Raw genomic sequence first — 13177 nt, forward strand, 5'->3', positions numbered from 1 at the left:
CCGATGAAACCTTTTTTAAACAAAGATTTTTTGCTGAATAATCCGACAGCGGAGCGACTGTACCACGACTATGCAGCGCTGATGCCGATAGTTGACTATCACAATCACCTGTCCCCCGCACACATTGCGGAGGATGCCAAATTCAGCAACCTTACCACAGCCTGGCTTTATGGCGATCACTATAAGTGGCGCGCTATGCGCATCAATGGTGTTGCAGAGAAGTTCATCACAGGAGATTCGACAGATGAAGAAAAGTTCAGCCATTGGGCGGCAACGGTTCCATATACCCTTCGAAACCCGTTGTACCATTGGACGCACCTGGAATTGCGACGCTATTTTGATGTGTCCGACCTGCTGCGACCTGAATCCTCAAAAAAGATCTATGAACAATGTGGCGAAATGCTGCAACAGGATGCATTCAGCGTTCAGGGGTTGTTAAGGAAAATGAATGTGAAGGTCGTATGCACCACTGACGACCCTACCGACTCACTGGCATTTCACCGGCAGCTCAGGACCGGAACAGGTGAGCTGGTTATGTTGCCGGCGTTTCGCCCGGATAAGGCTATTGACGTGAGCGATCCGCAGAAGTTCAATAACTATCTCGGCAGGTTGGAAGAGGTCTCAGGTATGTCCATAAACACCTACCATGACTACCTGCATGCGCTGAAAAAGCGTCACGATTATTTTGCAGAAAATCATTGCACGATAAGTGATCACGGCCTGGAAGAGATGTACGCAGACGATTTTACTGAATCAGATGTCGCAGGTGTTTTTTCGCAGCTCCGTTCAGGCGAACAGGCCACAGTGCCAGCACAACGAAAATTTAAAAGCGCCGTCCTTCAGCAGCTGGCAGAATGGAATCATGAAAAAGGTTGGGTTCAGCAATTTCATCTCGGCCCGCTTCGGAACAACAGTAGTCGCATGATGAGATCCCTAGGCGCGGATGCCGGTTTTGACAGCATAGGGGATAACCTGCAGGCGCGGTCCCTTTCGCGTTTCCTTGACAGGCTTGATAGCCAGGATAAGCTTGCCCGTACCATTCTTTATAATATCAATCCTTCGGACAATGAAGTTTTTGCAACTATGGCAGGGAACTTCAATGATGGGTCGATGCCGGGAAAAATTCAATGGGGAAGTGCCTGGTGGTTCCTGGACCAGAAAGATGGCATGACCGCGCAATTAAATGCACTAAGCAACCTGGGCCTGGTCAGCCGTTTTATCGGAATGCTGACGGATAGCCGTAGTTTCCTTTCGATTCCACGGCATGAATATTTCCGGCGAATCCTGTGCAACCTGTTTGGCGAAGAGATAGAAAGAGGCGAATTGCCGCATGATATCGAGTGGACAGGAAAAATAGTCCAGGACATCTGTTACAATAACGCCCTGGATTATTTTGGCTGGAGGTAACCGGCGATTAAGATTTCTCGAGAACCGATTTCAGGTTGTTCAGGCCGGTCTGAAGATCGTCACCGATCATTCCTTCCATGTCCATGAATAAACGCATCAGGTTCATGGGATATGGCATGCGGCTGTTAAATTCCCATTTTACTTTGGTCTGGTTTTCAGAAACCGCTTCGGTGATAAAATCTGCAGACGCGTCTCCTTCGAATGGCTTAATGAAATGTATATCCAGGTCAACCCGTTCTCCTTCAATAATGTTTTTTATTTCCTGACTACCCATGCCTACATTTTTATCCTGGCTGTCCCATCCATAAATGAATCCAACAGAACCGTCAGTCCCCTTGTATGATTTTTTCATTGCCGGATCCATCTGGTTCCATTTGCTGAAATTATCCTGGTTCTTAACGAATTTTACATAATTAAACACTTCCCCTTTTGGCTTGTTGATCGTCACTTCGCGGGTAACGCTATAATCCTTTTTTACAAATAGGGCAATGACAAGCAGCAAGGCGATGATACTGCCAAGTACGATGCCGGTGATTTTAAGTGTCCTCATAATATAATTGTTGTTTTGATTGTGCAAACCTAAAAACCGTTATTCATTTTCCGGCGGTGCATTTCCGGCATTTTAACGGGTGAAATGCGACTGGTTTTTAGTTATTTTTGTACCCCCGGTACTCGTATACTAATATGGTTAGACGGATTATTAAGACCAATCCTGCAAAACCTGTTTATAACAACGCTGGCGACCAGGCAGTATACAGGCTGCTTAGGCAGGAGGTTAACGAAATTGTCAAGCTGCTTGAACCGGAGAGAAGGAAAATCATTCTCTTCAAGGCTTTTATTTTCCCGATTCTTTACCTGTTAATATACATATTTGCATTAAGATACGGTAATGACCCGCGCATTTATTACAGTGCGTTTTTCGTGATGGGCATACTGCTGGTAATTATATTCCTGAACATCATTCATGACGCGGTACATGGGACTATTTTCAGGAAGAAATGGGCGAATAGCTTTTTTATCAGGCTCTTTGACCTTATGGGTGCCAACAGTTTTATCTGGCAGTTGAGACATGTGCGTTTTCATCACCAGTTTCCAAACGTCAATCACTGGGATACCGACATTGAACAAAGCCAGCTGTTTCGGGTATTTCCTGAAGGGGATTATTCACCATTCCACCGGTACCAGCATATCTATCTTCCGTTACTTTACCCGTTCTATTTGGTGAATTGGTTGCTGGTCCGTGATTTCAAGGATTTTTTCGTGAAAAGCAGAACGGTTCACAAACTGGTTGAAATCCCCCTGGCAGAGTTTGTACGACTGTTTGTTTTCAAATCCGGCTTCCTTTTTTATATGATAGTCATTCCGAAGCTGGTATTACACCTAAGCTGGTTGCAGGTGCTCGGCGGTTTTTTTATTTTCCTTTTTACTGCGAGCATTTTTTCCCTGTTGGTATTATTAACGCCGCACGCAAACACTGACAATGTTTTTCCACAGCCGGATAAAGACGGTAAGATGCCGTACAGCTGGATGATACATATGATGCTGACGACAAATGATATTTCACATAACAATTTCTTTACGCGGTTCTTTATGGGTTGTTTCAATTATCACGTTGCGCACCATCTTTTTCCATTTATAAATCACGTTTATTACCCCGAAATAACAGCACGGCTGCGAACATGGGCAGCAGAATATGAACTGCCTTACCGCGAGTATACCCTTTTCCATTCCCTGAAAAATCACTACCTGTTGTTGAAGCAAAACCGTATGCAGGAAGATATATTTGAGGAAACAATGTAACAGCTGCAGATGAGATATTTTGCCATTGCCCTCCTCCTGGTCCTCGTTTTTAATTCAGGTTATTCCCAACGGCCCATTCATGAATATACCTCGGTAGTACAAAGGGGAAAGTCTCCTGTTGAATTCGTAAACAATATGCTGGGGCAAAAGGACCTGGTAGTGTTCGATGACGCATTACACAGCGCGGATGAACCATTCCGATTTTACATAGACCTTGTTCAGGATAAGAAATTCCGGGATTATTCACCGACCATTTTCATTGAGGTTTTAAGTATTGCCGCTCAGCCGCACATCAACCGTTTTTTGCAATCTCCGGTGAAAGACAGTACACTTTTGATGAAAGTATTCCAGGACGATTTCAGTGGGTATGGCTGGCGTTACCAGACCTGCCTGGATTTATTGGCGGCTGTGTGGGATGCGAACCGTGAGCTGCCGGACGGAAAGAAGATAGAAGTTGTCGGCGTTGATCAACCCATATATTGGGAGGGAATTCATACCCGGCAGGATTATGACATCTTCCAGCAGTCACTTGCAGCCCGCGATTATTTCATGTATAAGGTCATTGCAGCGGGGATGAAAGATTTCAAAAGTTCGAAAAAAGGTATTTTCCTGACCAATACCCGGCATGCATATAAAGCCATCCGGCACGCCGACGGCCGGCTGTATTGGAATGCCGCCACCTTCCTGCATCAATACCATCCGCGCAAAATATATTCCGTGCGAATGCATAATGTCTCGCTTTATATTGAAAAGCAGCTGAATGACCAGAAGAGCCGGACAACTGAGGGGCTGGACCGCGTGTCATACCGCTGGGTCCTGATCGATGGCGGAAAATGGGATAGTGCCTTTTCGCAGGCTGGCAACAGGCCGGTTGCATTTCCAATCAAAGGAAATGTGTTCGGGAACACACCATACGTTGGTAATCATATGCTGGACGTTCAAAAGGGTCAGACCATGCAGGAAGCGTATGATGCGGTCATCTTCCTGAAGCCAATTGCTGAACTGCACTCCTCGGCAATTATGAATTATTTCTATACGCCCGTATTTAAACCGGAACTTCAACGACGAATATTACTTCTTCACAATAACGACAGTACGGAGGCGATGAAATCTGCAGGTGTACCCACAATGGACTCACTGATCAGGAAAATCACCAGTCCCGAACCGCGCAGGTTAAGTAATTTGCTGCGGGAGTAAACGAAAAATATGAGACCTATCAACATTGTAACTCTACTGATGTTAACAGCAATGCTTTTCCTTGGAGGCTGGGCGCTTGCACAATCCCAGCCAAAGAAGAAGAAGTATAATGTCATCTTTATCCTCGCAGATGATCACAGGTACGATGCGATGGGTTTTATGGGGAAAGTAAATGGGCTCCAGACGCCCGGTATGGACAGGATGGCGCGCGAGGGGGCTCATCTCAAAAATGCATTTGTCTCAACCGCTCTTTGTTCACCAAGCCGGGCTTCCATTCTGACCGGTCAGTACGCGCATACTCATACCGTAGTAGATAATGATGCTCCGCTGCCGCCCAACCTGAAATTCTTTCCGCAGTACTTGCAGCAGGCCGGTTACCAGACAGCTTTTTTCGGCAAGTGGCATATGGGAAATACGGGCGATCAGCCACAGCCCGGTTTCAATCATTGGGAAAGCTTCCTGGGGCAGGGCGTATACCTGGGAGGCACACTGAATATTAACGGCAAGCACGAAACATTGGGAAAGCAGGATTATATTTCCGATGTGCTGACTGATCACAGCATCCGCTGGCTGAATGGACGTGATAAAGGAAAGCCTTTCTTTGTTTACCTGTCGCACAAGGGGGTGCATGCTGAGTTCCAGCCTGCCGCAAGGCACGAAGGAAAATATGCTTCCCTGCCGATAATTACGCCACCCTCGATGTACCTCACTGCGACCGACAGCAGCAAACATTATGGGATTGCGACCGCGCCAGCAAGTAAAGTGAATTATCATGACATACCCAAATGGGTACGCAACCAACGGTACAGCTGGCATGGAGTTGACTATATGTACCACGGTTATATCAGTTTCGATAAATTTTACCGCAGGTATTTTGAAACGCTGCAGGCAGTAGATGAAAGCATCGAACAGGTCATAAAGTGGTTGACTGAAAATAAACTTGACCAGGAGACGATGGTCGTATATATGGGCGACAATGGGTTTTCATTTGGTGAACACGGCCTGATTGACAAGAGACATGCGTACGAGGAAAGCATGAGGGTGCCAATGCTTGTCTGGGCTCCAGGCATGGTAAAACCCGGATCGGTTCTGCAGGAAATTATCATGAATGTGGATGTTGCGCCCAGTATCCTGGACCTGGCAGGTATATGGACTCCTGTTGACATGCAGGGCAAGTCGATGTTACCGTTATTAAAAGGGGAGAAGACCCCCTGGCGCGACAGGGCTTTCTATGAATACTATTGGGAAGCTCCTTTTCCGCAAACGCCAACCATGTTCGCTGTCCGGACAAGCCGGTATAAGTACATCTACAATCATGGTGTCTGGGACATCAATGAGTTGTATGACCTGGAAAATGATCCCTACGAAATGAACAATCTGATAAGGGATTCCGCCAGCCGCCGGATCGGCATGGAACTAAAAACAGAGCTTTTTAACTGGCTGAAAGAAACAAACGGACTACAAATCCCGCTAAAGAAACCAATAGATAACCGGATCGATCACAGATATCAGGGAAGCTATTAACTCACCATAGCTTTAACATTTTGTTTGCCGTCAAAAAGGCAGCGTTTATGCCGAAATGCAGAAATGATTAACGCAGCATGATATTTGTATATACAACCACATGAATACAAAACAAATCATGATCGTAGCGGGGCCGGAAAGCAGGATAAATGAGTTTCCCTTGTGGAGCGGCCTCTCCAATACTTATATCATAACATTTGCTGACACGGATGAGAGAGCCATTGAAATGGCACATTCGAAGCATTTTGACCTGGTAATTGCGGACGAGACCGACATGGAAATAAATGTCAGGAAACTTTCGGCAGTACTACCCGTTTTGCAGGCTGAGACAGATATGATCACATATAACGGCGGGTCATTTGCGGAATTGAACCAGAATATCAGGCAACATTTTATCACGAAGCGGAATGAAAGGATAATGCGCTTCCTGGTGTTGGATTCTTCTGGTTCTCATGCAGAATGGAATGATTTTCCTGCGTTCTCAGCCAACTGATCCCGCTAATTTTTCTCCAGTTTTTTCAAGGTGCTGTCGAGGTATTTTCGGGGTAACCATTTATTAACCAGCATAACCCCTTCAATTGTTTGGGTATTGCTGATGTTTTCGATAGGGTTACCTTTAAGAAGTACAAGTTCTGCGACAGCGCCTTTTTTTATTACTCCCCTGTCTTTTGCCCCATAAAATTCGGCGACGTTAAATGTTCCTGTCCTCAATGCCTGGTAAGGTGTCAGCCCGGATTCTACCAGGTACTGTAGCTCCTGGTGTGTTGAAATTCCCGGTACATTGAAGACCTGGGGTGCGTCGCTTCCCAATAATATTCCCACACCGCCCTTATGGCACTCAAGGATCAACCGCCGCCTGAACCGGATAAATGCATCAGCTTTTGCGGAGTCGTAGGCTGCGTTGCTGACCAGGTTGTTTTTCGAGTTTACCCAGTTCGTCAATGTTGCTGCCGGCATATACTTCATGGCGGGATCCTGGCGGAAGCTGTTTGCGTCACGCCAGGGGCTGAACCATCTTTCTGCAAGTGCCTGGGTCGGTACGACCCAGATATGGTGACTTTTTAAGGCGTCGACCAGTTTTGGGATCTGTGCGGGGTCAGATTTATCCGAGACATTCATTCCAAAGATTCCCACTTCCTGTTCATTCATTTGCTGAATGCTGGGAACCAAACCTTCAACGAACCCATCGAGGTGGTCTATGGTAGCATACCCTGATTCAATCGCATGCCAGACACCAACATCAAAGGAAACATGCCCGGCAAAAGTGATGTTTACCTCCCTGGCTGTCTTTACCATTGCGTCAAAATTTTCCCTGGATAATCCGGGATGCAATTTCAGGAAGTCATATCCCGCCTGTTTCTGCTGGCGGACAAGGCTATCTGCTGCGGCTGTGGATTTTATGCTGTTACCATTGAATGAAGGCCCCGATGTGTAAAACCTCGGCCCGAGAATTTCTTCCTTCTCCAGCATATTCCGCAATTCAAGATGCCTGGGATGGCCGAGCATTCCCCGGATTGTGGTGATGCCATGCGTTGCAAAAAGCAGGAGCACATCCTTCATCGGTTCCAGGTCATTCACCGGTGGAACATGTGCATGCATTTCTGCAAGTCCGGGTATTAAATACTTTCCCTTAGCCTCGATCAGTAATGCTTCACGGTTATATTTCACTTTGCCCGTTTTTCCCATCTCAACGATCTTCCCATCGCGGACTACAACGGTCTGGTCAGCCAGTACCTGCTCCTTATCTATCGGAATTACGTTTACTGACAGGAATACGATCTCACGTTGGCGTGAATCAACTGGTTTATCCAGGTTCTCCGAATCCTGTGAGTAACAGGCTGAGAAAAATACCAGCAGAAGCAATACGATAAGATTTCTCATAACTGAAGGATTAAGCGCTCTTTTAAATTTAGAATTTATAAATCAAAAGGGGAAATTGCCCTTCATTTCGAAGCGCTTCATCGGCATGTAATTCACTTTTATCAGCCGGATTTTCCGTTTCAGCAGGGATTTGCTTCTTCACTTTTCCTTCCTTATCGAACTTGCTCTCAAAATACAGGTATGAAAAGAGGAATTTTGGTCGGCATGCTGTCTATACTTGCGGTATTTGCCTTAGGTCAGTCTGAGGCCACTAAGTTTACGATATCTCAATTGAAAGAGGATCATGAACTTTTGGTCCGTTCATTAAAGGAGGCGCACGCCGGGCTTTATCGCTATACTTCCAGGGAACAGATGGACAGGCTCTTTGAACAAACGCGCATGGCCATAGACAAGCCTATGACTGAAAAGGAATTTTACCGGCTGATGATGCCGGTGATCACTGCCATAAAGTGCGGGCATACAAAATTTTACCGCGAAGGCAGGCCGGACGACCGTTATGCGTTCCATGATAAACAGCTCTTTCCATTGAAGCTTTATTTTTCCAATGGAAATGCATACGTTAGGGACTTTTATGCAACCGGATCAGGCATACCCCGGGGAGCCAGAGTTAATTCCATCAATGGACTCAAGATTCCCGATATCATTCGTAAACTCAGGGAGTTTATTCCGGTGGATGCAAATGTTCAATCAACACTGAATGAAGAAATGAACCTGTTCTTCAATGGGTATTTTTCAACCTTTATCAGCCAAGGACCACAATATGAAATTACATGGACCTATAAGGCCCAGACGCGTCGCTCGGTTTTGCATGGGGTTCACTACACCATTATCCGGCAGAAGGACAGTACTGATCGCAAACCCAATGAACTTCCGCTCCGCCTGCAATTTGACAATAGTACCACTGCAATAATGACAATTGAAAATTTTTACGTGGACAAGGGTCAACAGGATTATTTCTGGTTTATTGACAGCTCATTCCGGTTGCTGAAAGAACGGAATGTGCAAGATCTTGTGATCGATCTTCGTAATAATGAAGGTGGAATAGAAGAGTGGGGTGGCTATCTATATTCTTACCTGGCTGACCGAGATTTCCAATATTACAGCAAGATCAGGTTGGCCCGCAAAGACACTTTCAGTTTCCGCAGGTACGCCTGGCTGCCGCCGCAGTACGATGCCGCACTTTCATTGATCCAGGTAAAAGATGGCGAGTACCTGTGGCCCATGCAGGACTACCTGGCAGTAAAAAGTCCACAGGCAAATGCGTTCAGTGGTAAAGTTTATATGCTTGTGAATGGTCTCAGCTTTTCAGTAACTTCCGAACTGGCTGCCATTGTTCAAAATAATACAAGGGCCGAATTTATAGGGGAAGAGACCGGTGGCGCATACCAGGGAAACAATAGCGGCGTATTTGCTGTCGTTACCCTGCCCAACACGCGTCTTACTGCAGGGATCCCGTTGATGGCATTTTATATGAATGTGCAGGCTCCGGCCAAGGACAGGGGCGTCATTCCGGGTCACATTGTGAGGAACAGTATTGATGATGTGCTGGCCGGCCGCGATGCAGTGATGGAATACACGCTGCAGTTGATAACAAAAAGTAAATAATGCGCTTTAAGGTCAGACTACACGACAAATGGTTTCGGCTGCTGGGTATTCCCTTCATTGCTTTTATGAGTCACATCATTTTCTTCAACGAAAATCATATGGCTGAAGAGAAATTCTCGTCCTGGCAGGTGTTCCTTATTTCGCTGGTCGAAGGCATTCTGCTGTGGGAGACCAACAGGCTTGCGCTGCTGTTTTTCTATAACCGGTACCCATCCCTGCAGCAGTCGAGGCAGCGCATCACAGGGATCTTCCTGGGATGTATGCTGGTTACTATCCTGGTCCGTTACCTCAATATCCGGTTGTACGATGAGACACTTTTCTGGGGGTATGTTTTTCCCCCGGAAGGTTATTGGTACAATATCATGATAGCCCTCCTTTATGTCATGATCATCGCTGGTTTATATGAAGGAGTCTTCTATTTTACCCAGTGGAAGAGGACATTTGCTGAGACGGAAGCTTTGAAACGCGAGCAGCTTCAAACACAGTTGGATGCACTTAAAGCACAGGTGAATCCGCATTTTCTTTTCAACAGCCTGGGCTCATTGTCATCGCTGGTAATGGAAGACCAGAAGAAAGCGGTAGTCTTTATCCGTGAGCTTGCTGCAGTTTACCGATATGTATTACAGTCGAATGAAAACCACCTCACCACATTGCGCGAAGAGTTGTCATTTATTGATCACTATTTTCATTTGCTTAAGACAAGGTTTGATGATGCGATCGGGCTGAAGCTGGATATACCCGAACAATATCTGTCGTATTCATTGCCGCCACTGACACTGCAGTTGTTGTTGGAAAACGCGATCAAGCATAATGTTATCCTTCCCGAAGAGCCGTTGCTGATCCAGATCTATGCTGACAAAGCAGGAACCCTTGTAGTTGAAAACAACCTGAACAAGAAAATTACCACGGCAGAGACAGGCAGGCTGGGCCTTCGAAATATAATGTCCAAGTACTCGCTGCTGCAACAGCGTGACGTGCTGGTTTCCGAGACGGAAGAGAAGTTTCGCGTATTTGTACCACTGATTAAAAATGAACAGTATGAAGGTGCTTATCGTTGAGGATGAGAACCTGCTGGCGAAGCAGCTGGCCGACCTGATGCGAATAGTTGCCCCGCGATCCCAGGTTGTAGGCCGGACCAATAGTATCCGTTCAACTGTAAACTGGCTGCAAACAAACGAGCCGCCTGATCTTTTACTAATGGATATCGAACTTGCGGATGGGCAATGTTTCGAAATTTTCAGCCAGACCAATTGTAAGGTGCCGGTGATCTTCACGACTGCATATGACGAATATACCCTGCGGGCCTTCAAATTAAACAGCATCGATTACCTGCTTAAACCTGTCAGGGAGGAGGAGTTGCGGTCAGCTATTGATAAATACAGCGAACTGCATGGCAACAACCGGGAAATTATTGCTGAAAACTTGTTGTCGCTTCTCGGTAAGGCCGGACTAACTGCTTCCATGAATTACCGTGAGCGGTTTCTTGTAAGACATGGACAGAAGATGATGCCTGTCAATGTTTCCCAGGTTGCGTACTTCCTGTCAAGTAATAAGCTGACGTTTATAATCACCCGGGAAAAACAGAAATATGTTGTGGACCATACGCTTGACGAGATAGAAAAGATGCTCGATCCTGGACAGTTTTTTCGGGCAAGCCGCCAGTTGATCATAGTTCATGACATAGTGCAGTCTGTGACTTCCTGGTTCAAGGGAAGACTGAAAATATCAGTGTCAATCCCATTGGATGAGGAAGTAATTGTTAGCCGGGAAAAAGCCGCAGCTTTCAGGGAGTGGCTGGGCGGAAATTGAATCCCAGTTCTACTGTCCTGACTTAGGCAGCTCAGGATCATCCGGTTTTTCTTCCGGTACTATTTCCGGCTCTTCTTCAGGTATGATCTCAGGCTTTACATTCGGCGCCCCGGGATCGTCAGGATGGACAGGCTGTTCCACTTCGGGCTTTTGTTCAGGTTCCGGGACTTCCGTCGGAATGCCCGGTTTTTTTTCCTTCCCCATGTTAAGATGTTTTAGAATGAATGCCTGGTTCTGGTGCCTTTTGCAGGAAGGCATGATCGGTGAGGTCCAGGCGTAAAGGTGTTATGGAAACGAGCCCCTGTTCTATAGCCCAGCGGTCGGTACCCTCCTCTGCGGGTTCAAGTGGTATAACGGTGAACCAGTAATGTTTTCTGCCCATCGGGTCCATACCCGGCATGATCGTACCATCGTAATGGCGTACCGATTGCCTGGTCCAGGTGATTCCTGTCGGCTTGGGCGGGAAATTGACGTTGAAAAGGCCGGGGCCGGGAATCTCTGTAAGCAGCTGTAATGCTTCCTTTACAAAGGGCTCCAGGTAGTTAAAGTCAGGTCCCTCACTTCCGACCGGTGTGCTCAGGGCAATTCCTTTGATTCCCAGCAACACTGCCTGTTTAGCAGCAGCCATCGTTCCCGAGTGCCAGAGTGAATTACCGAGATTCAAACCCATATTAATGCCTGATAGCACCAGGCTTACATTCATTTGCAGGTGGGTTCCCAATGCAACACAATCAGCCGGGGTGCCATTTACCCGATAGGCGGCCGGGGTAGCGAAGTCAACAGGAGCTTTCTTGTACGAAAGGGGCCGCGAATGCGTGATTGCGTGACCCATACCAGATTGCTCCACATCTGGGGCCATTACGGTCACCTCGCCAAAAGCAGTTGCTGAACGCGCAAGAGCCTGTAGACCTGGGCTATATATGCCATCGTCGTTCGTTACAAGGATTTTCATACCAAAAGCCATCAAATTATTGTGCCAGCTGCCGGTGTTTTATAGCCTTGGTATTATTTTTTTAGACGTTGTTCAATGAAAAAGGTTTTATTAATCCACAATCCCACTGCAGGAGACGCTGCGCATGATAAGAAAGCGCTGACAGGTGAACTCAAAAATGCAGGTTATGAAGCAGCTTACTTTTCTACAAAAACGTCCTGGAAGGAAATTCCCCGGGATGTGGAACTGACCGTTATAGCCGGTGGTGACGGTACTGTTCGCAAGGCGGTTGTTAACCTGATTGAAGAGAAACATGAAGTCCTGAAAAAACCATTTGCAATTCTGCCACTCGGCACAGCTAACAATATTGCCACGACACTGGGAATCTGTGGAAATACCCGGGAGATCATTGCTTCCTGGGAAAGCGCGAAAGAAATGCCCTTTCATCTCAGTTCACTGGAATCCGGTCATGAGATGCATTGCCTTCTCGAAGGCGCAGGATGTGGAGTTTTCCCGTTCCATATCCAGAACATGATCAAAAATCCGATGGAAGACGGCCTGGGAACGCAGGAACGGATGCAGGTGGATCTGCAGCGACTGCTAAAATCAATCAGCGTTTATAAGCCGGACTATTGCGAATTGCTGGTCGACGGGTTGGACCATTCCGGTAAGTACCTGCTGATCGAAGCACTGAACATTAAGTGTGTTGGCACAAATCTTTTCCTGTCACCTGCCGGCGATCCTTTTGATGATAAGCTGGATTTGGTGCTGATGAAAGAAACAGACAAGGAAAAGTTTGCGAATTACGTGTACAGTAAAATCATGGGCAAAGAGCTTACACTCGATATCGAGCCGATCCCGGCATCAAGGGTGTCCTTTCGGTGTGAACATAATCTGTACCATGTTGATGATGAGCTGATCAAGAACAAGGACAATAGCTTATTGCATGTACGAGCTGCGAGAAAAACCGTCAGCTTCCTGGTTACTGAACGTCCCACCTTCGCTAAAGCTATGGTGGGCTAG

At 46.7% G+C, this 13177-nt stretch carries 13 protein-coding genes; 9 read left to right on the forward strand and 4 right to left on the reverse strand.

The annotated features are described in order from the left end of the window. Positions 1-3: 3 nt before the first annotated feature. A complete protein-coding gene (gene uxaC, locus OI18_RS04050; protein WP_039137453.1) occupies positions 4-1407 on the forward strand; it encodes a glucuronate isomerase in 1404 nt (467 codons plus the stop codon). A 7-nt stretch (positions 1408-1414) separates the two neighbouring features. On the opposite strand, the gene OI18_RS04055 is transcribed toward uxaC, so the two are convergent. Then, positions 1415-1957 carry an SRPBCC family protein gene (locus tag OI18_RS04055; RefSeq protein ID WP_039137454.1) on the reverse strand — a complete coding sequence of 181 codons (543 nt, stop codon included), beginning with the start codon at positions 1955-1957 and terminating at the stop codon, positions 1415-1417. A 134-nt stretch (positions 1958-2091) separates the two neighbouring features. On the opposite strand from OI18_RS04055, the gene OI18_RS04060 reads away from it, so the two are divergent. The 4 genes from OI18_RS04060 (at position 2092) to OI18_RS04075 (ending at position 6421) form a co-directional block, all read left to right on the forward strand. After that, a complete protein-coding gene (locus OI18_RS04060; protein ID WP_072038951.1) occupies positions 2092-3207 on the forward strand; it encodes a fatty acid desaturase family protein in 1116 nt (371 codons plus the stop codon). Positions 3208-3216: 9 nt separating this feature from the next. Then, positions 3217-4404 carry a hypothetical protein gene (locus tag OI18_RS04065; protein ID WP_039137455.1) on the forward strand — a complete coding sequence of 396 codons (1188 nt, stop codon included), beginning with the start codon at positions 3217-3219 and terminating at the stop codon, positions 4402-4404. Between the two features lie 9 nt (positions 4405-4413). After that, a complete protein-coding gene (locus tag OI18_RS04070) occupies positions 4414-5928 on the forward strand; it encodes a sulfatase family protein (protein WP_039137456.1) in 1515 nt (504 codons plus the stop codon). Positions 5929-6028: 100 nt separating this feature from the next. Then, positions 6029-6421: a hypothetical protein gene (locus tag OI18_RS04075; protein ID WP_039137457.1), complete on the forward strand. Its 393-nt coding sequence runs from the start codon at positions 6029-6031 to the stop codon at positions 6419-6421. Positions 6422-6426: 5 nt separating this feature from the next. Here OI18_RS04075 and OI18_RS04080 read toward each other — a convergent pair whose 3' ends face one another. Then, entirely contained in the window at positions 6427-7809 is a 1383-nt protein-coding gene (locus OI18_RS04080) for an amidohydrolase family protein (RefSeq protein WP_039137458.1), read from the reverse strand. 180 nt (positions 7810-7989) lie between these two features. Here OI18_RS04080 and OI18_RS04085 point away from each other — a divergent pair, with 180 nt between their 5' ends. From OI18_RS04085 to OI18_RS04095, 3 genes are read left to right on the forward strand one after another with little or no spacing between them, the layout of a single operon-like run. Continuing rightward, entirely contained in the window at positions 7990-9414 is a 1425-nt protein-coding gene (locus tag OI18_RS04085; protein WP_039137459.1) for a S41 family peptidase, read from the forward strand. Then, a complete protein-coding gene (locus OI18_RS04090) occupies positions 9414-10472 on the forward strand; it encodes a sensor histidine kinase (RefSeq protein ID WP_039137460.1) in 1059 nt (352 codons plus the stop codon). Before OI18_RS04085 ends, OI18_RS04090 begins: the two co-directional genes overlap by 1 nt. Further along, positions 10453-11223 (forward strand): LytR/AlgR family response regulator transcription factor, encoded by a 771-nt coding sequence (locus OI18_RS04095; RefSeq protein WP_039137461.1) that lies wholly within the window; start codon positions 10453-10455, stop codon positions 11221-11223. Before OI18_RS04090 ends, OI18_RS04095 begins: the two co-directional genes overlap by 20 nt. 9 nt (positions 11224-11232) lie before the next feature. Here the strand turns inward: OI18_RS04095 and OI18_RS04100 are convergent, their stop codons facing one another. Next, a complete protein-coding gene (locus OI18_RS04100) occupies positions 11233-11427 on the reverse strand; it encodes a hypothetical protein (protein ID WP_039137462.1) in 195 nt (64 codons plus the stop codon). Between the two features lies 1 nt (position 11428). Continuing rightward, a complete protein-coding gene (surE, locus tag OI18_RS04105; RefSeq protein ID WP_039137530.1) occupies positions 11429-12175 on the reverse strand; it encodes a 5'/3'-nucleotidase SurE in 747 nt (248 codons plus the stop codon). A gap of 75 nt (positions 12176-12250) precedes the next feature. On the opposite strand from surE, the gene OI18_RS04110 reads away from it, so the two are divergent. Further along, positions 12251-13177 carry a diacylglycerol/lipid kinase family protein gene (locus tag OI18_RS04110; protein WP_039137463.1) on the forward strand — a complete coding sequence of 309 codons (927 nt, stop codon included), beginning with the start codon at positions 12251-12253 and terminating at the stop codon, positions 13175-13177.

Source organism: Flavihumibacter solisilvae (genome assembly GCF_000814475.1).
GTDB lineage: Bacteria > Bacteroidota > Bacteroidia > Chitinophagales > Chitinophagaceae > Flavihumibacter > Flavihumibacter solisilvae.

Bases quoted from the DNA above. Each gene is read 5' to 3' on its own strand.
- uxaC (WP_039137453.1), top strand. From the start codon at position 4: ATGAAACCTTTTTTAAACAAAGATTTTTTGCTGAATAATCCGACAGCG.
- OI18_RS04055 (WP_039137454.1), bottom strand. From the start codon at position 1,957: ATGAGGACACTTAAAATCACCGGCATCGTACTTGGCAGTATCATCGCC.
- OI18_RS04060 (WP_072038951.1), top strand. From the start codon at position 2,092: ATGGTTAGACGGATTATTAAGACCAATCCTGCAAAACCTGTTTATAAC.
- OI18_RS04065 (WP_039137455.1), top strand. From the start codon at position 3,217: ATGAGATATTTTGCCATTGCCCTCCTCCTGGTCCTCGTTTTTAATTCA.
- OI18_RS04070 (WP_039137456.1), top strand. From the start codon at position 4,414: ATGAGACCTATCAACATTGTAACTCTACTGATGTTAACAGCAATGCTT.
- OI18_RS04075 (WP_039137457.1), top strand. From the start codon at position 6,029: ATGAATACAAAACAAATCATGATCGTAGCGGGGCCGGAAAGCAGGATA.
- OI18_RS04080 (WP_039137458.1), bottom strand. From the start codon at position 7,809: ATGAGAAATCTTATCGTATTGCTTCTGCTGGTATTTTTCTCAGCCTGT.
- OI18_RS04085 (WP_039137459.1), top strand. From the start codon at position 7,990: ATGAAAAGAGGAATTTTGGTCGGCATGCTGTCTATACTTGCGGTATTT.
- OI18_RS04090 (WP_039137460.1), top strand. From the start codon at position 9,414: ATGCGCTTTAAGGTCAGACTACACGACAAATGGTTTCGGCTGCTGGGT.
- OI18_RS04095 (WP_039137461.1), top strand. From the start codon at position 10,453: ATGAAGGTGCTTATCGTTGAGGATGAGAACCTGCTGGCGAAGCAGCTG.
- OI18_RS04100 (WP_039137462.1), bottom strand. From the start codon at position 11,427: ATGGGGAAGGAAAAAAAACCGGGCATTCCGACGGAAGTCCCGGAACCT.
- surE (WP_039137530.1), bottom strand. From the start codon at position 12,175: ATGAAAATCCTTGTAACGAACGACGATGGCATATATAGCCCAGGTCTA.
- OI18_RS04110 (WP_039137463.1), top strand. From the start codon at position 12,251: ATGAAAAAGGTTTTATTAATCCACAATCCCACTGCAGGAGACGCTGCG.